At 62.4% G+C, this 22,361-nt stretch carries 15 protein-coding genes; 2 read left to right on the forward strand and 13 right to left on the reverse strand.

Annotation, left to right across the window (positions count from 1 at the left end; genetic code table 11):
• Positions 1 to 7: 7 nt before the first annotated feature.
• The 10 genes from MUU55_RS22560 to MUU55_RS22605 form a co-directional block, all read right to left on the reverse strand.
• A complete protein-coding gene (locus MUU55_RS22560) occupies positions 8 to 1,030 on the reverse strand; it encodes an ABC transporter ATP-binding protein (protein WP_244763022.1) in 1,023 nt (340 codons plus the stop codon).
• A gap of 182 nt (positions 1,031 to 1,212) precedes the next feature.
• A complete protein-coding gene (locus tag MUU55_RS22565; protein WP_244763023.1) occupies positions 1,213 to 4,164 on the reverse strand; it encodes a calcium-binding protein in 2,952 nt (983 codons plus the stop codon).
• 189 nt (positions 4,165 to 4,353) lie between these two features.
• Positions 4,354 to 5,835, reverse strand: coding sequence for a siroheme synthase CysG (cysG, locus tag MUU55_RS22570; RefSeq protein WP_244763024.1), 1,482 nt, complete (start codon positions 5,833 to 5,835; stop codon positions 4,354 to 4,356).
• Positions 5,807 to 8,464, reverse strand: a complete 2,658-nt coding sequence (locus tag MUU55_RS22575) for a nitrate reductase (protein ID WP_244763025.1) — start codon at positions 8,462 to 8,464, stop codon at positions 5,807 to 5,809. The genes cysG and MUU55_RS22575 overlap by 29 nt, the downstream gene beginning before the upstream one ends.
• Before the next feature lies 1 nt (position 8,465).
• The gene (gene nirD / locus MUU55_RS22580; RefSeq protein ID WP_244763026.1) at positions 8,466 to 8,795 is read right to left on the reverse strand and encodes a nitrite reductase small subunit NirD; all 330 of its coding nucleotides are present in this window, start codon (positions 8,793 to 8,795) and stop codon (positions 8,466 to 8,468) included.
• Positions 8,796 to 8,805: 10 nt separating this feature from the next.
• The gene (gene nirB, locus MUU55_RS22585; RefSeq protein WP_244763027.1) at positions 8,806 to 11,256 is read right to left on the reverse strand and encodes a nitrite reductase large subunit NirB; all 2,451 of its coding nucleotides are present in this window, start codon (positions 11,254 to 11,256) and stop codon (positions 8,806 to 8,808) included.
• A 15-nt stretch (positions 11,257 to 11,271) separates the two neighbouring features.
• On the reverse strand, positions 11,272 to 12,498 hold the full coding sequence (locus MUU55_RS22590; RefSeq protein ID WP_244763028.1) for an MFS transporter: 1,227 nt from the start codon (positions 12,496 to 12,498) through the stop codon (positions 11,272 to 11,274).
• Positions 12,499 to 12,820: 322 nt separating this feature from the next.
• Complete coding sequence (locus MUU55_RS22595) at positions 12,821 to 14,035, reverse strand: CmpA/NrtA family ABC transporter substrate-binding protein (RefSeq protein ID WP_244763029.1); 1,215 nt, start codon at positions 14,033 to 14,035, stop codon at positions 12,821 to 12,823.
• The gene (locus MUU55_RS22600) at positions 14,032 to 14,634 is read right to left on the reverse strand and encodes an ANTAR domain-containing response regulator (RefSeq protein WP_244763030.1); all 603 of its coding nucleotides are present in this window, start codon (positions 14,632 to 14,634) and stop codon (positions 14,032 to 14,034) included. Before MUU55_RS22600 ends, MUU55_RS22595 begins: the two co-directional genes overlap by 4 nt.
• Positions 14,635 to 14,803: 169 nt before the next feature.
• Entirely contained in the window at positions 14,804 to 16,561 is a 1,758-nt protein-coding gene (locus MUU55_RS22605) for an ABC transporter ATP-binding protein (RefSeq protein WP_244763031.1), read from the reverse strand.
• A 412-nt stretch (positions 16,562 to 16,973) separates the two neighbouring features.
• Here MUU55_RS22605 and MUU55_RS22610 point away from each other — a divergent pair, with 412 nt between their 5' ends.
• Together MUU55_RS22610 and MUU55_RS22615 are read left to right on the forward strand one after the other, a co-directional pair.
• Positions 16,974 to 17,483: a pyridoxamine 5'-phosphate oxidase family protein gene (locus MUU55_RS22610; RefSeq protein ID WP_244763032.1), complete on the forward strand. Its 510-nt coding sequence runs from the start codon at positions 16,974 to 16,976 to the stop codon at positions 17,481 to 17,483.
• Between the two features lie 354 nt (positions 17,484 to 17,837).
• Complete coding sequence (locus MUU55_RS22615) at positions 17,838 to 18,020, forward strand: hypothetical protein (RefSeq protein ID WP_244763033.1); 183 nt, start codon at positions 17,838 to 17,840, stop codon at positions 18,018 to 18,020.
• A 102-nt stretch (positions 18,021 to 18,122) separates the two neighbouring features.
• Here the strand turns inward: MUU55_RS22615 and MUU55_RS22620 are convergent, their stop codons facing one another.
• The 3 genes from MUU55_RS22620 to MUU55_RS22630 all read right to left on the reverse strand — a co-directional run bounded on the left by MUU55_RS22620 (position 18,123) and on the right by MUU55_RS22630 (position 22,360).
• Complete coding sequence (locus MUU55_RS22620) at positions 18,123 to 19,619, reverse strand: aldehyde dehydrogenase (protein WP_244763034.1); 1,497 nt, start codon at positions 19,617 to 19,619, stop codon at positions 18,123 to 18,125.
• 64 nt (positions 19,620 to 19,683) lie between these two features.
• Positions 19,684 to 20,811, reverse strand: coding sequence for a zinc-dependent alcohol dehydrogenase family protein (locus MUU55_RS22625; protein WP_244763035.1), 1,128 nt, complete (start codon positions 20,809 to 20,811; stop codon positions 19,684 to 19,686).
• 52 nt (positions 20,812 to 20,863) lie between these two features.
• Positions 20,864 to 22,360: a sugar ABC transporter ATP-binding protein gene (locus MUU55_RS22630; RefSeq protein ID WP_244763036.1), complete on the reverse strand. Its 1,497-nt coding sequence runs from the start codon at positions 22,358 to 22,360 to the stop codon at positions 20,864 to 20,866.
• Position 22,361: the final 1 nt, after the last annotated feature.

Raw genomic sequence — 22,361 nt, forward strand, 5'->3', positions numbered from 1 at the left:
GGATATGTCATCCTTCCACGCCACCCTGGTGCAGGAAGCAGGATGCCTCCGTATCGCCAGCCGGCTTCAGCACCGGCGTCTCGGTACGGCAACGAGGCCCGGCCTTCGTACAGCGCGGATGGAAGGTACAGCCCGTCGGCCAGCTGCCGAGGCGAGGCATGGAGCCGCTGATCTGGGCGAGCCGCTCCGGCTGGCGGCTGAGGGGCGGAATGGAGGCCATGAGGCCAGCCGTGTAGGGATGATTGGCGCGCCGCACGACATCCTCGACAGGCCCGATTTCCACGAGTCGGCCGGCATACATCACCGCCACCCGGTCGGCGACCTCGGCGATCACGCCCATATCGTGCGTGACCAGCATGATCGCGGTATCGCGGGTCCTTGCCAGACGCTTCAGCAGCGCAAGGATCTGGGCCTGAATGGAAACGTCGAGTGCCGTCGTGGGCTCGTCCGCAATGATCAGTTCCGGCTCCCCCGCCAGCGCCAGGGCAATGACGATGCGCTGGCGCATGCCGCCGGAAAACTGGTGCGGATACTGGTTGAACCGCGTGGATGGATCCGCAATGCCGACTTCAGCGAGGAGTTCGATGGCCCGTTGACGCGCTTGAGCAGAGGACATCGCCGGGAAATGCGTGCGGATCGTCTCGGTCAGTTGCCGCCCGACGGTGAACAATGGATCGAGACTGGTCAACGGGTCCTGAAATATGGCGCCGATGCGTTTCCCGCGCAGCCGACGCTGTTCCTTTTCGGGCAGGTTGTCGATGCGCTCGCCAGCGAGGTGAATGGTGCCCGCTGCAATCCGCCCCGGTGCTTCCAAGAGGCCGATGAGCGCGCTACCCGTCAGCGACTTGCCGGCACCGGATTCGCCGACGACGCCGAGGATTTCGCCGCGCCCGATCGAAAAGGATACGGCGTCGATGGCAACGAGTGCCTTCGCGCGGATGGGAAACTCGATCCGCAAGCCGCGAACATCCAGAACGGCGGTCGCCGGCTCCGGCGGTCTTGCTGTCGCGAATGCACTTGCGCTGGTCATCACAGCCTCCAGGTTTACGCAACCCTGGCCTCGGCCGTGGGTGCCGGATAATATACAATACAGAATACAATAGAGATTCATTCTTGTGTCAAACACAAAGATTGGACGGGTACCGCTCAAACGAAAACCGGCCGCCGAGAGATCGGCGACCGGTCTGGCAAACCCGTGTATGGAACGAACGATCAGATCAGCAGGAAATCCGAAGTCGAAAGCGTCGTCACCTTGTCGAGCGTGGCGACAAGGACGGCGTCGGCCTCGTTGCCGGTACCGTCGGCGTCATACCAGAGGCGGCCGTTGTCCTTTTCGAAGAAGAACTGCGCCGCCGCGCCGGTCGCCTTCAGGTCGTTGCCGGAATAGAGCACGAGCTTGGAAAAGCCGAAGACATCATTGTCGATGGCGAGCTTGTCCTCGCCGCGCTTGAAGTCGGTGATGAAATCGCCCGAACCGACCGCTTCGCCTGAAGCGTAGATGAACTGGTCGAGACCGGCACCACCCGTCAGCGTGTCACCATGGCCACCCCCCTCCAGCTTGTCGTTGCCGGCACGGCCGTCCAGCTTGTCGTCGCCAAGACCGCCTTGCAGATAGTTCGCGACGCTGCTGCCGAGGATGGTGTCGTCGCTGTTGCGGCCGATGACATTCTCGATACTCTCCAGGCTGAGGCCCGTCGCCACGCCACCGTTCTTCGTATTGTCGGCGAGGTCGAGAATGACGGACTGGTCGGAGACGATATTGAACTCCAGGGTGTCGATGCCCGCACCGCCATTGAAATAGTCTTTGCCGGTCTCGTCCGAGTGGCGGACGAATTCGTCGTTTCCGGCGTCGCCATAGAGCTTGTCGTTGCCCTTGCCGTCGATGAGATAGTCATCGGCCGCTCCGCCCCGCAGCGTATCGTTGCCGGCCGCTCCGTCGAGATAATCCTCTTCGCCACTCGCGGTCACCGTGTCACTGCCGGCGCTGCCCATGTAGTCGAGCGCTTCCATGCCGGTGAAGGCGGTGTTCGCGTTGATCTGGACCAATCCTTTGGAAAAGACGAAGGAGGCGTTGAACGTCTCTTCGGAGAAGTCGATGACCACACGGTCGGCACCTGAACCGCCGGAGGCGTAGTCGCCGGCGTTCATGTGGAGGACGTCGTTGCCGTTTTCACCGTAGAGCCGGTCGCGATGGGTATCCTTGATACCCCCACTGCCCCAGATGATATCGTTGCCGTCGCCGCCGTTGATCGTGTCGGCGCCGTACCAGCCTATCAGCTCGTCATCGCCGCCGAGCCCCTTGAGCGTATCGTTGCCGGCCATGCCGTTGATGTAGTCGTTGAGGCTACCCGCCGTGATCGTATCGTTGCCCTGGCCGGCCGAGATATGCACGCGCTCGAAACCTTTGGCCGTGACGTCGCCGTTGACCATCGTCGCATTGGCCGAAAGGGTGAAGGAGAGGTTCTTCGTGCTGTCGTAACGGTTGATCCAGAGCGTATCCGTACCCGACCCGCCGTCTGCGACATAGCGCCCGGCGACGGAGCCGCTTGCATTGTTGATGGTGACGATATCGTCGCCGGCGCCGCCGATGATCGTCGTCAGGCCCGTGCCCGTGCGGGCATCCGCGGAAATATTGTCGTGACCGTTGCCGCCATCGAGACGGTTGGCCCCACCGGCGTCGATGATGCGATCATTGCCGTCGCCGCCGGTCACCTTGTCGTCGCCGGTGGTCGAGTAGAACTGGTCGTCGCCCTTGCCGCCGGTCATGGTGTTGTTGCCGCTGCCGGCATCGAAATCGACATGGCCGGCCGTGCCGGCCGATAGCACGTCATTGCCGCTGCCCGTTTCGATCGTGAAGCTTTCGGCATCGGTAATGACGGTCCCGTCGGAAAGCTTTGCCGTTGCGCCGGAAACGCTGAAGGTGAGGTTCGTCGTGATGTCGCCGCGATCGACCCACACGGTGTCGAACCCCTTGCCACCCTTGATCGTATCCTTGCCGCCGCTGCCGACGATCAGAAGGTCGTCGCCGTCGCCGCCATCGAGCACATCGACACCCATACCGCCATTCAGATGGTCGTTGCCGCCGAGACCGATCAGCGTGTCGTTGCCCGACATGCCAGAAAGCGTATCGTTGCCGGTCCAGCCGGTGAAGCGGTCGGCGGTTTCCAAGCCGGTGATGTCATAAGTCTCGAAATTGACGATCGTCGTCCCGTTCGACAGCGTCTGCTTCGTCGTGGATGCCTTGGCTGTGAACGTGCCCGAAACACCGCTCAGCGAAAGCTCGTCGATGTCGGCACCGCCATCCAGGATATCCTTGCCCTCGCCCCACCAGGCCTCCATGTTGTGCAGGATCACGTCGTTGCCTGCGCCACCAAGAACCGTATCGTCGTCGCCATTGCCGCTGAGATAATCGTCACCGCTGCCGCCGTCGATCACATCGCGGCCGCGACCGCCCTGGATCGTATCGCCACCGGATTCGCCATAAATCTTGTCGTTGCCGTCGTGACCGTAGAGGTAGTCGCCGCCGGCGCCACCATAGAGCGTATCGTTTCCGTCGTCGGCCGAAAGCCAGTCGACGCCGTATCCGCCCGACATGTAGTCGTCACCCGCACCGCCGAGAAGCGAGTCGTTGCCATTGCCGCCATAGAGTTTGTCGTTGCCGTTGTCGCCCGACAGCCAATCCTTGCCGATGCCGCCGCTCAGCGTGTCACCGCCGTCGCCGCCCTCGAACCAGTCGTCCCAGCGACCACCGGTGAACGTATCGGCAAATTTGCTGCCTTCCAGCCGGAAGCTTTCGACATTGAGGATCGTCGCGCCAAGCACGGATTTGGAAATGATCGGATCGAAGGCGGTGAAGCTCACACCCTTGGTGGAGGCGCCGAAATTGATTTCAAGCTCGTCGAAACCGAGGCCGCCGTCGATCTTGTCACCGGCAAGTTCCGCCACGCTCAGGTTGCGGATTTCGTCATCGCCCGTTCCGGCTTTGATGGTATCGGCGCCGAGCCCTCCGGTGATCGTGTCATCGCCCGAACCGGTGCTGATGGAGTTGTTGGCGCCGGTACCGGTGACCGTCTGGTTGCCGACACCGGGGATGGTGTAGGCGGCAAGCGCTTCTAGGGAAAGAGGCGCCTGAAGCGGCGCGATGGAAATCGTTTTTGAGCTCATGGCTTCCTCGGAATTGGAACTTACGCTTGATGCGCGTGTAGTGATTGCTAACCGGGCCAATAACGCAAAAGTGTTCCCGCGGTAACACCTGCATAGCGCGAAGCGTGCGAACGCGCGCCATACGCTCGTGCTTTTTATACACACGAGCCAAAGCGCGCGGCCGCCCCGTCCAGGTGGCGATCACCGAGGCTATTTGCAGAGACTGCGCCTGTCCGTCTCGAAAGCGGGATGCCCGGCATTGGTGGCGATGCGGGCATCCCGCGCGGCGAGCGCGTCGCCAACCGCGATCAGGACCGGATTGTCGTATCCGATCTGCCCAACGCCCTCGGTTAGCGCTGAGAGCGTACCACGCCAGCTGCGCTCCGTGGGACGACTGATGTCGCTCATGATGACGACAGGCGTCGTGGGCGGCAGGCCGTGCTCGATGAGTTTTTCAGCGATCCGCGACGCCGTTCGGCCGGCCATGTAGAAGATCGTGGTGGTGCGGCGATCCGCGACGCGCACCCAGTCGACACTGTCAGGCAGACCGCCGTGCCGGGAATGGCCCGTAACGAGACGAAGCGATTGCGCGTGGTCGCGATGGGTCAGCGACAGCCCCAGGCGCGCGGCCATGGCGCTTGCCGCCGTGATGCCGGGAACGATATCGACAGGGATGTTTTCGCGGTCGAGATGGGCAATCTCTTCGCCGGCCCGGCCGAAGACCATGGGGTCGCCGGACTTCAGCCGCACCACGCGTTTGCCGGCCTTGGCGAGCTTGACCATCAGGGTATTGATATCCTCCTGGCGGCAGCTCTCGCGGCCACCACGTTTTCCGACCAGCATGCGTTTCGCCTCCCGCCGCGCGAGTTCCAGCACGTCGGCAGAGACGAGATCATCGAAAAGAATGACGTCAGCCGCCTGCAGCGCGCGCACAGCCTTCAACGTCAGCAGTTCCGCATCGCCCGGCCCCGCGCCAACCAGCGTCACGCGACCGATGGCGGGGGCTTCCGCGAGCCTTGCGGCATCAGCGAGAAGCACCCCGCCGACGCCCTCCTCCGGCGTATCCAGCGTCGAAAATGCCTGGTCGGAAAACCGCTCCCAGAAGGCACGGCGCTGCGGGCCGGGCGCAAGGCGCAGGTTGACCGCCTCGCGCAGCGAATGTGCCAACGCCGCCCAGGTTTTCAGGCTGTGCGGCAGCAATGTCTCAATCTTGCGGCGGATCGTTTGCGCCAGGATCGGTGCTGCACCGTCCGTCGAGATCGCCACGACGACGGGCGAGCGGTTGACGATGGAGCCGAATTGGAACTGACAGAAGGCCGGTTTGTCGATGACGTTGACCGGCACGCCCGCATCTCGGGCGGCCGCGGCGAACGTGCCCGCATCGTCCTCGCAATCGCCGATCGCCAGCACCGCGCCCGAGAGATCGGACGGCGTCCAGCAGCGGGCATGCCGCGTCAGGCACGCGGCGGGATGATCCGGCGTGCGGGCGAAGAGCGCCTCGAAAGCCTCGCCGAAGGTTTCTGCATAGACATCGACGCGGGCGCCGCAGGCGGCCAGCAGTTCCGCCTTCCACATCGCGGCATCCGTGCCGCCGGCCACAACGACGCGCCTGCCCTCCAACGTCCAGAAGACGGGCAGCTTGGCGAGCGGCTCCATGCGGGCTTCACTCCGCGGCGGCTGCAAGGCATCCATCGACGACCCCCCTGATCTCGGCGCGGCAGGAGCCGCAATTGGTTCCGGCATTGAGCGCCTTGCCGACGGCCTCGACGCTATGGCAGCCGCCGCGCACGGCGGCGACGATCTGATTGACGCCGACGCCGAAGCAGGAACAGACGGTGGCGCCGGGATCCGGCTTGTCCGCGCCCGGACGGCCGGCGACGAGCGCGAAGCGCTTGCGCAGGTTGGCGTGTTCGGCGGTCAATTGCGCAATCGCCCAGTTGCGGGCGACAGCGACGGGCTCACGCGCCAGGAAAAAGGCGACGAGAAGCCGCGTACCATCGAAGAAGGCGAGCCTGACATCACCGGTCTGCGCATCCGCATAGCCGAGCGGCTCGACACCATCGGGTATGGCGAAGGTGCGGCGGCACCAGTCCGCCCAGTGTTCAGCCGGCGCGGTAAAGGCCAGTTCCAGCCGCCAGCCGCCGTCGGCCTTGGCGAGCGCCCAGTAGGCAGCATCCGGCATGGCCGGCTTCGCCTGCGAGACGGCGAAAGCATAGTGCTGCGCCTTGAACCGGCGGGCAGCGACGGCAACATTCTTCGAGGCGGGCTGGCCGGAAAAACGGTCGACGATGGAGGGTACAACGGCATCGATACGAGCCTTGGCGGCAAACTGGTCGTTCCAGTGCATGGGGGCGAAGATGCTGCCGCGCGCCTGGCGCTCGGTGATCAACGCACGCACCACGGCGCTGCCCAGCGGGCTCTCGATCTCGACCAGACCGGCATTGCCGACGCCGATCTCGATGGCATCACGCGGATGCAGCTCGGCGAAGGGCTCGGCGATGTGGGACGACAGGCGTGCGCTTTTGCCCGTGCGCGTCATGGTGTGCCACTGGTCGCGGATACGGCCAGTGTTCAGCGTGAAAGGATAGTCGGGATTGGTGCGGTCGGTCTCTGCCGGCTCAACGGCGATGAAACGGGCCTTGCCATCCGCGTGGTAGAAACCGCCATCGGCGAAGAAGCGTGTTTCCATGCTCACCTGCCCCGCCGGCTGCGGCCATTGGAAGGGGGTAAGCGCATCATACGTATGATGCCCGATGCCTTGATGGATGCCGATGTCGAAATCCCGGCTTCCGGCGTTCTCGAAGGCCGAGAGAGCGGCATGTTCGGAGAAGATTTCCGCTGGTGTTTCATAGGCGAAAGCATCGGCAAAACCCATGCGATGTGCGACTTCGGCGAGCTGCCACCAATCCGCCCGCGCTGCACCAGGTGCTGCAAGGAAGGCGCGCTGGCGGGAAATGCGGCGCTCGGAATTGGTGACGGTCCCGCTCTTCTCCCCCCAGCCAAGCGACGGCAACAGGACATGGGCGTGGCGTGCTGTGTCCGTCTCCTTCAGGATGTCGGAGACGACGACAAAGTGACAGGCCTTGATCGCAGCCTCGACGGCACCGGCATCGGGCATCGAGACCACGGGATTGGTCGCCATGATCCACAGCGCCTTGATGCGCCCGTCCGCCACGGCCTGAAAGAGATCGACGGCCTTGAGGCCCGGCTTTTCCGCGATAACGGGCGAGGCCCAGAAGCGCTGCACCCGGTCGCGGTCCTCCGCGCTTTCGATGGCCATATGGGCGGCCAGCATGTTGGCGAGCCCGCCGACCTCGCGGCCGCCCATGGCGTTGGGCTGCCCCGTCAATGAGAACGGCCCCATGCCCGGCTTTCCGATCCGGCCGGTGGCGAGGTGGCAATTGAGGATGGCGTTGACCTTGTCGGTTCCGGACGAGGACTGGTTGACGCCCTGGCTGTAGCAGGTCACGATCTTCTTGGTCGTCGTGAACAGGCGGTAGAATTCGCGAAGCTGCATGGCCGGAAGCCCAGTCCGTTCGAGCACGTCGCCAAAGGAAACGCCCGCCGCCATCGCGAAGGCTTCGGCAAAACCTGACGTATGCGCCGCCACATAGTTCTGGTCGACGGCATTGTTCGAGACGAGATGCGCAAACAGGCCGACGAACAGCGCCACATCCGTATCGGGGCGGATGGCGAGGTGCAGGTCGGCGATATCGGCCGTCATAGTACGGCGCGGATCGATGACGACGACCTTCATGCCCGGACGCCGCTCTTTGGCCGCGGCAAGGCGTTGGTAGAGCACGGGATGGCACCAGGCCAAGTTGGAACCGGTCAGGATAACGAGATCGGCAAGCTCCAGGTCCTCGTAGGTCCCCGGCACCGTATCAGAGCCGAAGGCGCGGCGATGGCCGGCGACGGAGGAGGACATGCAGAGCCGGGAATTCGTGTCGATATTGGCCGAGCCGAAAAAACCCTTCATCAGCTTGTTGGCGACGTAGTAATCCTCCGTCAGCAGCTGGCCGGAGACATAGAACGCCACGGACTCGGGGCCGTGCCCGGCAATCGCAGCGGAAAACTTTGCCGCGACAAGGTCGAGCGCGCTGTCCCAGGACGCCGGTTCGCCACCGATCTCGGGATGCAGGATACGGCCGTCGAGATCAATCGTCTCGGCAAGCGCCGAGCCCTTCGAGCAGAGCCGGCCGTAGTTCGACGGATGGTCCGGATCGCCCTTGACGGAGACGACACCGCCGTCTCCAACCGTCGCGATGACGCCGCAGCCGACGCCACAATAGGGGCAGGTTGTCTTGACCGCCTGTTCCATCCTATTCGGCCGCCACCATCAGGCTTTCAAGCGCGATGAACAGCGCGCCGCCGTCATTCTTCAGCGCGATGGTCTTCACCGCACCCTCGTCCGCGCCGAGCGCCTTGCCGGTCTCCAGCGAGATCACCCAGTTGTGCAGCGGGCAGGTCACGGCCTTGGCATGGACGATGCCTTGCGAGAGTGGCCCGCCCTTGTGCGGGCAATGGTCCTCGATGGCAAAAACCTCGTTTTCCGCGGTGCGGAACACGGCGATCTTGCCCTGCGGAGTTTTCACGCAGCGCGCGCCGCGCAGCGGAATGTCGGCAATGTTTCCGATGGCAAACCAGTTCATGTCCGAGCTCCTATTCCGCTGCCTGTCCGTAGCCGATGCTCGCCATCGGCAGGAATTCATGTTTGTCCTTGCCGGAGACACGCTCCGACCAGGGATCGACCTGGGCGAATTTCTGGGAGAAGACGAAACGGTCATAATAGGCCTTGCGCTTGCCGGCATCGCCGATGATCTGACGGCGGATCTCATCGAGACCAATGCGTTTCGCCCATTTGTAGATGCGCTCGAGATAACGCGCCTGCTCGCGATACATCTGCGTCAGCGCCACGATATGCTCCAGCGCCTCGTCCTCGCTCTTCACCAAGCCGAGCACTTCCGTACCCTTGATGTCGAGGCCCGCCGCACCCGCGAAATGGATCTCGAAACCGCTGTCGACGCAGATCACGCCGATATCCTTGCAGGTCGCTTCCGCGCAGTTGCGCGGACAGCCGGAGACGGCGAGCTTCAGCTTGGCCGGCGTCCACGAGCCCCACATGAACTTTTCGATACGGATGCCAAGACCGGTCGAATCCTGCGTGCCGAAGCGGCACCAGTCGGAACCGACACAGGTTTTGACCGTACGCAGGCCTTTCGCGTAAGCCTGCCCCGAGATGAAGCCGGCCTTGCCGAGATCGGCCCAGACGGCCGGCAGGTCTTCCTTCTCGATGCCGAGCAGGTCGATGCGCTGGCCGCCGGTGACCTTCACCAGAGGAATCTCGAACTTGTCGACCACATCGGCGATGGCGCGCAGTTCACCGGAATTGGTGACCCCACCCCACATGCGCGGCACGACGGAATAGGTGCCGTCCTTCTGGATATTGGCGTGCACACGCTCGTTGATGAAGCGCGACTGGTAATCGTCGGCATAGTCGTCCGGCCAGTCACAGACGAGGTAGTAGTTCAGCGCCGGGCGGCACTTGGCGCAGCCGCAGGAGGTCTTCCATTCCAGCTCCTGCATGACCGCCGGAATGGTCTTCAGCCCCTTCGCCTTGATCAGGCGGCGCACATCGTCATGGCCGAGGTCGGTGCAGCGGCACATCGGCTGGACGGCGGCGGGATTGTAGCTGTCACCGAGCGTCAGCGTCATCAGCTGCTCGACCAAGCCGGTGCAGGAACCGCAGGAGGCCGATGCCTTGGTGTGGGCGCGCACCTCGTCGAGCGCGGTCAGGCCCTTTTCCGTTATGGTCGAGACGATCCTGCCCTTGCAGACGCCGTTGCAGCCGCAGATTTCCGCATCATCCGGCAAGGCTGCAACGGCCGCCATAGGGTCCAGCGGAGCGCCCCCCTGATAGGCCTGGCCGAAGATCAGCGTCTCGCGCATTTCGGAAATGTCGGTCTGCTTCTTCTTCAGATCATTGAACCAGGCGCCATCGGCGGTTTCGCCATAGAGTACCGTGCCGATGATCTTGTTGCCCTTCAGCACCAGCCGCTTGTAGACGCCGGCCGAGGCATCGCGCAGCACGATCTCCTCGCGATCGTCGCCATCGGCGAAATCACCGAGCGAAAAGAGCTCGATGCCCGTCACCTTCAGCTTGGTCGGCGTGTCCGAATGCACGAAGCTCGCACCCTGCTCGCCGGCAAGATGCGAAGCCGCGACACGCGCCATTTCGTAGAGCGGTGCGACGAGGCCATAGACCATGCCGCCGACCTCAGCGCATTCGCCGAGTGCCCAGATGCTGCCGTCGGAGGTCTGCATGCCGTGATCCACAACGATGCCGCGGTTGATGGCGAGCCCTGCCTCCCTGGCAAGTCCGACGCTCGGACGGATGCCGACGGCCATGACGACCAGCGTCGCCGGGATGATGCGGCCATCCTCCAGTTCGATACCCTCGACCTTGCCGTTGCCAACAATGGCCCTGGTATTGGCCTTGCAGAGGACCTTGATACCGCGCCCTTCCAGTTCCTTCTGCAGCAGATAGCCGGCGGCCGGATCTAGCTGGCGGTCCATCAGCGTCGGCATGACATGGAGCACGGTGACATCCATGCCGCGACCGGCAAGGCCGGCGGCGGCTTCGAGGCCGAGCAGGCCACCACCGATGACGACGGCCTTTTCGCGCGACTGGGCGGCGAGCAGCATGGCCTGCACGTCATCGAGATCGCGGTAGGTGATGACGCCGGGCAGGTCCTTGCCCGGCACCGGCAGGATGAAGGGCACCGAGCCGGTGGCGATAACCAGCTTGTCGTAGCTCTCGGTCACGCCGTGATCGGATGTCACCGTCCTGGCATCGCGGTCGATGGCGACGATGCGGTGGCCCTTGTAGAGCGTGATGCCGTGCTTGATGTACCAGCCGTCGCCATGGATGATGATCTCTTCATAATCCTTCTCGCCCGACAGCACCGGCGAGAGCATGATGCGGTCGTAGTTGACGCGCGGCTCGGCGTTGAAAATGGTGACCGCGTATTGGCCCGGGGCCTTTTCGAGGAGGTGCTCCAGCATGCGCCCTGGCGCCATGCCATTGCCGATGATGACGAGTTTCTCGGTCATAGTCTTTCCTTGCGATTATGCTGCGACGGCAGAGACGGAGGGGCGCTCCATCTGGCGGATGGAGAGGTGCATCCAGATCAGCGAGACGGCGACGACGGCGAAGAGCAGCAGGAAACAGCTCGACCAGAGGCCCGTCGCATCCTTAAGCAGACCGAAGGCGATGGGCAGGATGAAGCCGCCGAGACCACCGACCATGCCGACGATGCCGCCGACCGGGCCGACGCTATCGGGATAATAGGCCGGGATATGCTTGTAGACGGCAGCCTTGCCGAGGCTCATGACGAAGCCGAGCACGAAGACCACGACGATGAAGACGGCGGGCGTGATGCCTGATGGCAGCGCCAGGATGAGCGTTGCGACGGCCGAGACCGCGAACATGCAATACATAACGGAGCGAGCGCCCTTGCGGTCCGAAAGCATGCCGCCAAGCGCGCGGAAAATGCTGCCGGGAATGGAATAGGCGGCAGCGACCATGCCGGCGGTGGCGATGTCGAAGCCGTAGACGCCGACGAGGTAACGCGGCAGCCAGAGCGCTAGAGCGACGAAGCCGCCGAAAGCGAAGAAATAGTAGAGCGAAAAACGCCAGACCTGGGCCTTCTTCAGGGGGGCAAATTCCTCCCGCAGGCTGCGCTTCGGCGCCTTGCCGTCACGACGGCTCTTGAAAGCCGGATCGTCGCTCGTCGTGAACCAGAAGAGGCAGGCCGTGAGGATCAGCGCAGCCGGCCAGATTTCCGCAACCATCTGCCAGCCGGCCGCGACCAGCACGAAGGGCGCGACGAATTTCGTGAGCGCCGCACCGACATTGCCCGCTCCGAAGATGCCGAGCACCGTACCCTGCTTTTCCGCCGGGAAGAACGGTGAGACATAGGCAACACCCACGGCGAAGGAGCCTCCGGCAAGCCCGACGCCCAGACCGGCAAGCAGCATCTGCGGGAAGGTCGTGGCATGCGACAGCAGGAGCGTCGACAGCGCCGCCGCCAGCATGGTCAGCGTATAGACGAGGCGGCCGCCGAAGCGCGGCGTCCAGACGCCAAGCAGGATGCGCACCAACGACCCGGTCAGGATCGGCGTGCCGACGAGAAGACCGAACTGCGCTTCCGACAGGCCGAGGTCTTCCTTGATGCGGATGCCGATGATCGCGAAGATCGTCCAGACGGCAAAACAGATGGTAAAGGCAAAGGTGGACATCCAGAGCGCGATGGCGGGTTCGCGCGGGGATGAGGACTGCTTGATCTCAGACATGGCTTCTCCGAGGCCCGACAAGGTCGTGCCGCTCCATCTTGGGGGTGAAAAACAAAAAGCCGCTGGCCAGGCACATGCTGCACGGTCACGTCCGTACACGCAGAATCCTGATCAGCGGCTTTGCTGGTGAGGCGCCCGTCGTTGGACGCCGATTTCGTGGCCTTGAGGCCTAATCACTTAAAAGCAATCGGCATGCCAGTTTTTCAAGTTATTGTTTTAAAAAGAATAAATAAGACATAAGCCCGGAACACCTGACTGGCGGCTCTCACTCTGTGCAACGCAAAGCCAATTTTGTGCAGCGCGCATAAATTAAGCGCCGGATTCAACCGGTGGATTGGGAGGCGATATAGGCTTCCACATCGTCTGGGTCGAAGCGCCCGCCATCGAAGAACCCGTCCGGCCCGAGTGTCAGGGCACCGGATGAACCGACCGGCGTCGCAGCGGTCAAGGCGCCCTCGACCTTGGCGCTTGCGGACGGCATGGCTATCCCGAGCCCCTTCAGCGCGGCGCGGTAGAGATCCGGCCGATAGGTTTCCGCCGCGATGCGCTGGCGCTCGGCGGTATGCTCGATCTGCCGCCAACGGATCATCTGGGTGTAGAACCACAGAGCGTGGCTCTTCCAGGGGAAGGTTGCGGCCTTGGCGTTCGGCACAAAGAAATCGCTGATGGACTGCACCACTCCGCCGCCGACCGGCAAATTGCCCCCGAGCGCCGGCAGAAGCAGCTCCACATCCCGCCCGACATAGGCGGATTTTGCCAGAAGCTTCGCAAGCGCCTCGTGATTGTCCGGGCGGGCACACCAGAGCGACGCCTGATGCAGGGCAACCAGCAGCGCCGCCATCGCTTCCGGGTTTGCCTCACCCCAGCGTGCATTGACGCCAAGCACTTTTTCCGGGCTCGACCGCCAGATCGCCGCCTTGACGGTCGCAAGATGCCCGCCGCGGCGAAGCACGCCAAAGGTGTTCCAGGGCTCGCCCGCGCAATAGCCGTCGATGACGTTCCCGGCGAGCGCATCGCCCATATCGGGCGGCGGCAGCACGAGGATCTCCATATCGCGATCCGGATCGATGCCACTCGCCGCCAGCCAGTAGCGCAGTTCGTAATTGTGCCCGGAATAGGGATGCACGACACCGAAGCGCAACGGCGCCGTTTTCCGAGCATCGATGGCCTTGCGCAGCGCCACACCATTCCTGTGCGCATCAAGATCCATCGTCGCGCCATGCTCCGCCATCGCGTGCCAGAGCGCCGCCGACACCGTCACCGCATTGCCGCCGAGACCGAGCGCCATCGGCACGATCATCTCGGGGGCGGGAACGTTGAGGCCGAGATTGCCGGCGATCGGCATGGGCCCGAGGATATGCGCGACGTCGATATGGCGCACGGCAAGCCGGTCGCGGATGCTCGCCCAGGAACGCTCGCGCACCAGCGTGAGGTCGATCGCCTGCTCCTCGGCGAAGCCCATTTCGCGGGCGACGACCAGAAGCGCGCTGTCGAGCAGCGGCACGAAGCCGGCGGTGATGGCGTGGCGCGTCGTCATTGCGTCCCTCCGGGATCGAGCAGGCTGGCCGCGGTGACGAGGCTCTGGGCGATCTCGACGATCTTGCGGTTCTGGTTCATCGCCGTGCGGCGCAGCAGCGCATAGGCCTCGTCTTCCGAAAGCCCGCGCGAGCGCATCAGCAGCCCCTTGGCGCGATCGATCACTTTACGGTTTTCAAGCTCGCCGCGCGTTTCCTCGAGTTCCCGGTTGAGCCTGGAGAATGCATTGAAGCGGCTGATCGCCATTTTCAGGATCGGCCGCACCCGCTCCTGCTTCAATCCGTCGACGATATAGGCCGAAACGCCAGCCTCGACCGCCGCCTCGATGGAGGCTTCGTCTGATCTGTCGACAAACATGGCAATGGGGCGTTTTACGGCGCGGGAAAGCTGGAACATGCTTTCCAGCATATCGCGATTGGGGTTTTCGAGGTCGATGACGATGACATCGGGGTTGAGGTCGGCGATGCGGCGCGCGAGGCCGTGCATGATATCGATGACCGTGACCTGGTCATAACCGGCATCGCGCAGCCCTTCTTCGATGATAGCGGCCCGGATCCGATTCTCGTCGATAACCAGTACGTTCAGTCCGCTCGGTTTCATCCATCCACCGCATTGCCGTCGTCTAGACCCCATTGCACATGCGTCAAGCGGCCCGCGAAAGCAAGCGCCTCGTGCCCGTGCAGGGCCTGACCGGACGGTCGAGTACTTCAACCGGCCTCAGCGTGATAATGGCGAACCCGCAATGCCGATGCAGTCAAACACCGCGTGATCAACCCCTTACCGGGAAGGGATGGACAGACCCGCCTTCCGTCTGCGCCGCCTGGAGATTGCGATATCGTCCATTCTTTCGGGCGATGAGCTCGGCATGATTGCCGCTCTCGACGATGCGCCCGTCATCGACCACGAGAATGCGATCGGCATTGGCGATGGTGGCGAGCCGGTGGGCGATGACCAGCGTGGTACGGCCGGCCGATAGCTCGGCCAGCGACTGCTGGATCGCCCGCTCCGTCTCCGTGTCGAGCGCCGAGGTCGCCTCGTCGAGAATCAGGATCGGCGGGTTCTTCAGGAAGATGCGGGCGATGGCGAGACGCTGCTTCTGGCCGCCCGAGAGTTTCACGCCGCGCTCGCCGATGATGGTGTCGAGCCCGTCGGCTAGATTGGCGATCACATCGTCGAGGCGGGCGCGTTTCGCCGCATCAAGAATTTCCGCCTCGGTGGCATCGAGCCGACCATAGGCGATGTTCTCGCGAATCGTGCCGGCAAAGAGAAAGACATCCTGCTGCACGATGCCGATATTGGAGCGCAACGACCGGAGCGTCATGTCTCTGACATCGACGCCATCGATGGCGATCGTGCCGGATGTAATCTCGTAGAACCGCGGCAAAAGCGAGCAGATCGTCGTCTTCCCGGCACCCGAGGGACCGACGAAGGCGATGGTCTCGCCAGCCTTGATCGAGACATCGAGCCCATCGAACACCGCCTTGTCGGCGCTGTAGCCGAAGCCGACGCCGCGGTATTCGATATCGCCGTTGAGACGGCTCACCTCTTTTGCATCCGCCCCGTCACGGATATCGGGCTCGGTGTCGAGGAACTGCGTATAGCGCGTAAAGCCGGCAATACCCTTCGGATAGGTCTCGATGATCGAATTGATCTTGTCGATCGGCCGGAAGAACACGTTGACGAGCAGCAGGAACCCGACGAAGCCACCGGCCGAAAGCTCGCCATGCACCACGAACCAGGCACCAGCCAGCATCACGACGACCTGCACGAAGCGCATGGAGAGGTAGGACAGCGAGGCGGATGCCGCCATCACCTTGTAGGCCTGCATCTTGGTCGTGAGATAGTTTTTGTTGCTCTCGGCAAACAGCTTGCGCTCGTGGTCCTCGTTGGCGAAGGCCTGCACGACCCGGATGCCGCCGACATTCTCCTCGATGCGGGCATTGAAATCGGCGACACGGCCATAGAGCGCGTGCCAGGTGGAGGTCATGCGGGCACCGTAATGCGTGGTGACCCAGGCCGTCAGCGGCACGATGACGGCGGTGATCAACGCCAGCGGCACATGCACCCAGAGCATCAGGATGAAAGCGCCGATCAGCGTCATGATGGCGATGAAGAGGTCTTCCGGTCCGTGATGGGCGACCTCTCCGATCTCCTCGAGATCCTTGGTCAGCCTTGCCACGAGATGGCCGGTTTTCTGGTTGTCGAAATAGCCGAAGGACAGCTTCTGCAAGTGATCGAAGGCCTTGCGACGCATCTCAGCCTCGATGCGCACGCCCAGCATGTGGCCCCAGTAGGTGACGATGACCTGCAGGCCGGCACTGAAAAGGTAGATCAGGAACAGCCCCGCGGCGGCAAGCGCGATCACGTCGAGCTGGCCGGTCGGCAGCAGGCGGTCGATGAACAGCGTCACAGCGACCGGAAAGGCGAGCTCCAGAAGCCCCGCCACGACGGCGGACGAGAAATCCAGTGCAAACAAGCCACGGTGCGGGCGGTAGTAGGACGCAAAACGCTTCAGGAGATCGGACATGAATTATGCTTTCAGTATCGGCGCTGCGACTATGACGATCAACTAACCGGTCTCTTCCACATCCGCGACAAATTTTTGTTCGCGAAACGGCTTTCCTCCGTTCAGCCGCAGGACCTTATGCTTGCCATCGCACACAACATGATGGTTTTCATCATATTAATCCCCCTGCCCACAATTGTCAGGACGTCCTCGATGACTGATGGCGCAAGGATCCGGTTCCGCGACAAGGCATAGTTCCGCCTCTGTCGGCCAAGGATGCCGCGTCCGATTTTGCCATCAATCAGCTTAAGGCAGACCTACGGCAAGCTCGTCAACCCTGATGGCATGCCCCCTCACACGAATAAACGTGAAGTCTTGGAACGTCCGCAGGCTCATTGGAGTTTGGCTTACCCGAACCAAACGAGGATTTTCCATGTCGAAACGCGAAGAACAGACGTCCGAACTCGATCAATCCGAAGCGGCAGATCGTGTATGGGAACTCGCCAAGGACATCGACATCTGCATGTTTGTCACGTGGGATGGAGAGTATTCCCGAGCCAGACCTCTTTCAGCGCGTGTCCATCGCGCCGAAAACGCCATCTACTTTCTCGTCAATGCAGAGGGCGCCAAGAACGCTCAGCTTGAGCGGTTTCCGAAAGTCACAATGGCGTGGAGCGACAACAGTGGCTACAAGTACGTGACCGTATCCGGGCACGCAGCGGTCAGCAATGACCGCTCGAAGATCGAGCGGCTTTGGGAGAAGACGGACGAGGCTTGGTGGGATACGCCTGAGGATCCGGAAATTCGACTGATCACCGTTGTTCCTGATGAGGCTGAACTATGGGATAGTCCGGGAAAAATTGTAGCGACAGTAAAAATGGTGATAGCGGCTGTAACTGGCGCAACACCCGACGTTGGCGACAACGTCAAGCTGGACCTCTAGATTGCACGGGTCAACGACCGCCACTCTTTCCCGCGATGCCTTAACCACGCAGGCAGGGCCCAATATAGTCGGGGCGTGGGTGTTATCGACTAGGACAATAAATCAGTCTTGAGAGTCACGAGTGTGGCTCGCACGCTGATCTAAACGTTCACCTTGATTGTAGGCAGGCGCCTTTTGGGATCCAGGAAGAGCGAGACGGATCCGATCAAGCCCTGCCGACCGGATCCCTTTCTATCGAAAGATAGGCTGATACGTTTCTACATCCATTCCCCGTTGGCGCTTGTCATGCCTGCCGATCGGCGAAGGGAACATTCCCTGGATTATCACGGTTGGTCGATGTGAAAGGAACTCACTATGACCGACGATCCGAAAGACCCGAAGAAACCTCAGGAGATCCCACCGGGAGAGACGCCGGACTCGCTTCCCGATATTCCCGAACGCCCGATTGAGGAACCTGGGCCGGATGTCGTTCCGGAGGAAGCGCCTGATGTCACGCCCGTCCCGGGGGAGGAAGTCCCCACGAAGATGGGCGGGTAGGCCCGCGCGTTTTCGATCGGGTTCCCGCGAAACCCATGTTCGTGCTGGCGCTGGGATGGTGCGGCCTGTCTACAGACGCTGCAATTTCGCTGCTGATCTCAACTACCGCATCACGAACGGGTTTGGCACATCCTTGTTGAAGGCGAGCCAAACGCTCTTGGTTTCGAGGAAATCATAGATCGCGTCCTGGCCGCTTTCGCGGCCGATGCCGGAATTCTTGAAGCCGCCGAAGGGCATCATGTAGGAAACCGCACGGTAGGTGTTGGTCCAGACCGTACCCGCGCGCAACCGCTTGGCGGCGGTAAAGGCGCGGCCCATGTCGGAGGTCCAGACACCGGCGGCAAGGCCGTAGGGCGTGTCGTTGGCGATGTGGTAGGCTTCCTCGTCATCACTGAATTTGATGACCGACAGCACCGGGCCGAATACCTCTTCCTGTGCGATGCGCATTTCGTTGCGGACGCCGGAAAATACGGTCGGCTCGATAAACCAGCCGTCCCCGCATTCCGGCCGGTCGGCCGGTTTGCCACCCATCGCCACGGTTGCTCCGTCGGATTTCGCCATGTCGATCATCGACAGCACCCGCTGGAACTGCGGCTGGGTCGTCACAGGGCCGACCTGGGTGCTCATCTCCATTGGGTCGCCCATCCTGGCCGTTCGGGCAAGATCCAGGAATTTCTCCAGAAACTGGTCGTGAATCGTTTCGTGCACGAGAAGCCTGGAGCCGGCGATGCAGGTCTGGCCGGTTGCGGCAAAGATACCGGAGACCACGCCCTTGACGGCATTGTCGAGAACGGCATCGGCAAAGACGAGCTGGGCCGACTTGCCGCCAAGCTCCAGCGTCAGTCGCTTGAAGTTTCCGGTCGCCTGCTGTGCGATGCGGCGGCCGGAAACTTCGCCGCCGGTAAAGGCGATCTTGTCGATACCGTTATGCGTCGAGATCGCCTCGCCGACATCCTGGCCGAAACCGGTGATGACATTGACGACACCCTTGGGGAAACCGGCCTCCTCGACCAGCCGCATCAGTTCCAGCGTCGAGGCGGAGGTGAATTCGGACGGCTTGATGACCATGGTGCAGCCGGCCGCCAGCGCTGGCGCCATTTTCCACGTCAGCAGCAGAAGCGGTGAATTCCACGGCGTGATCGCGGCGACCACACCCACCGGCTCGTGGCGGGTGTAGGTGAACATGTCCGGCTTGTCGATCGGGGGAACACCGCCCTCGATCTTGTCGGCCATGCCGGCGAAATAATAAAACCATTGCGGAATATAACCGACCTGACCGCGCATCTCCGCAATCAGCTTGCCGTTGTCGCGCACCTCGGTCGTGGCGAGACGATCGGCATCGCGGGCAATGAGATCGCCAAGCCGCCGCAGCAGATGGCCGCGCTGGGTGGCGTTGAGTGTCGACCATTCGCCCGTATCGAAGGCGCGACGGGCAGCCGACACGGCGCGGTCGACATCGCGCGCATCGCATTTCGGCATCCGGGCCCAGACCTTCGCCGTGAACGGATCATGCGATTCGAACGTCTCGCCCGATTGCGCGGCGACCCATTCGCCATCGATGAAGCAGAGAAAATCGGTGATGCCTTCGGGTCTGGCCATGTCGGTTACTCCATATGTCTAGCAACGGTTGCCGCGCCTCAAAAAGGACCGGCGCCAAAGAAAATCAGTCAAATTCGACGATCTGGCGCACAGCCGAACCGTCGGCCAGCCGGTCAAAACCTTCATTGATGTCGTCGAGCCTCAGGCGGTGCGTCAAAAGTTTGTCGACCGGCAGCTTGCCGCGCTTGTAGAGACCAAGGAACCGCGGAATATCCCGCGAAGGAACGCCGGAACCGATATAGCTGCCCTTCAGCGTGCGCTCCTCGGCCACCAGCGTCACGGCCGGCAGGGACAGCATGGCCTTCGGATTGGGCAGGCCGGCGGTGATCGTGGTACCGCCACGACGGGTGATGGCGTAGCCGAATTCCAGTGCCTTGACCGAACCGGCAAACTCCATCGCCGCCTCGACGCCACCGTTCGTGGCCTCCCTGACCTTGGCGACGACATCGGGATCATCGGCGTTGAAGGTGTGGGTCGCGCCCAATGCCTTTGCGAACTCCAGCTTGGAATCGAGCCTGTCGACGGCGACGATCGTTTCGGCGCCCGCGGCGGCGGCACCGATAAGGGCTGCGAGCCCGACGCCGCCGAGCCCGATGACTGCCGTCGATCCGCCGGGCTTGACATCGCCAGTGTTGAAAACGGCGCCCGCCCCGGTCAGCACCGCACAACCGATCAGGCCCGCGATATCGAGCGGCACGTCACAATCGACCTTGACCAATGAGCGGCGCGAAACTGTCGCATATTCGGCAAAGGAGGAGACGCCCACATGATGATGGACCTTCTTTCCTTTCCAGTGCAGCCGGTTGGTGCCACCCAGCAATTCGCCATGGCCGTTCGAAACGGCACCGGGCTCGCACAGCGCGGGACGACCTTCCGAGCAGGGCGCGCAATGGCCGCAGCTCGGGACGAAAACGAAGACCACATGATCGCCGGGCGAGAGATCATCGACATAAGGGCCGACCTCCTCGACGACGCCGGAGGCTTCATGACCCAGAACCATCGGCACGGGGCGTGGTCGGTTGCCGTCGATGACCGAGAGGTCGGAATGGCAGAGCCCGGCAACCGCGATCTTCACCAGAACCTCGCCCGGTCCCGGACCTTCCAGCTCGACCTCCCGCACCTTGAGCGGCTGGCTCTTTGCATAGGGACGTTCGAGGCCGATTTCCTCGAGAACGGCTGCCCTGATCTTCATTGTACCATTCCTCATTCCACCGGGCAGGCCGGCATTTCAACGCTCGGAAGGCTCAGTGAACCGCCGCGTACATGATCTTTTCCTCGGTCGCCTCTTCCGTCGAGAATTCCTCGACCACCCGCCCTTGGCGCGAAACGAGGATACGATCGGCCAGATTGAGGATCTCGGGCAAGTAGGAAGAAATCACCACGACCGCGAGACCGGCATCGGCAAGCTCGTTGATGACCTGGTGCAGTTCGGCGATGGCCCCGACATCGACGCCGCGCGTCGGCTCGTCGAAGATTACCAGCTTGGGCTTCTGTATCAGCGCCTTGGCGATCACCACCTTCTGCTGGTTGCCGCCGGAAAGCTCGATCACGCGGGCATTGCCATCGATCGCCTTGACGTTGAGCCGCCTGGTCCAGTCCCTGGCAAGATCCATCATCTCGGAATGCGACACCACGACGCCCCGGTTGAGATCGGCGGACAGCAGGTTCAGGTAGATGTTTTCGGCAATCGACTTGGTCTCGAAGAAGCCCTCGATCTTGCGATCCTCGGTGACGTAGACGATGCCATCCTTCACGGCCGGCCGCGGCACCCGGTAACGCACGGATTTGCCTTCCAGCCGAACCTCGCCGCCATGGAAGAAATCACGCTTCACCACGCCCGAGATGATTTTAGCCGTCTCAGTACGGCCCGAGCCGATCAGCCCGAAAATACCGGTAATCTGCCCGGCATAAACGGAAAACGAGGTGTTGCGCACCATTTTGCCCATCGAAAGGTTCTGCACCGACAGGACCTTGTGGCCGTATGGGCGAGCCTTGCGCGTCTTGTCGCGGCTATAGAGCTCGGCGGAGAGCGACCGGCCGACCATCGAGGCGATGATCTTGTCGCGATCGAAATTTCTGGCATCGTCGGTGATCACATGCTGGCCATCCCGCAGGATGGTGATGCGGTCCGAGATCGCCAGCGCCTCTTCGAGCGCGTGGCTGATGAAGATGATCGATACACCCTCACGCTTCAGCCGGTTCACCAGCGAGAAGAAATGGTGCTTCTCCTCCGGCGTCAATGTCGCGGTCGGCTCATCGAAGATGATGACCTTGGCCTTGTGATGCACGGCGCGGGCGATCTCGACCATCTGCTTTTGCGCCGCGCCCAGCTGCGAGACGTAGAGTGTCGGATCGACACCGAAATTCAGCGATTGCAGGAATTGCTGGGCAGCGATGTAGATACCCCGCAACCGGTTCAGGAACTTCTCGTTTCCGAGGTAGATGTTCTGGGCCACGGTCAGGGAGGGCACCAGGCTGGTTTCCTGAAACACCATGGCGATGCCCTTGCCGAGCGCATCCGCCGGGCGACCGAACGTCATCGGCTCACCGTTGAAGACCACCTCGCCCTGCGTCGGCTCATAGACGCCGGCCATGATCTTGGTCAGGGTGGATTTGCCGGCGCCGTTTTCCCCGAGCAGTGAATGCACTTCGCCCGGATACAGGGTGAAATTGACATTCCTCAAGGCGGCGACCCCGTGAAACTCCTTGGTGACGTTCTTCAGTTCGAGAATGGGGTTCATC

The organism is Shinella curvata (assembly GCF_022899935.1).
In the GTDB taxonomy this organism is placed as follows: Bacteria; Pseudomonadota; Alphaproteobacteria; order Rhizobiales; family Rhizobiaceae; genus Shinella; species Shinella curvata.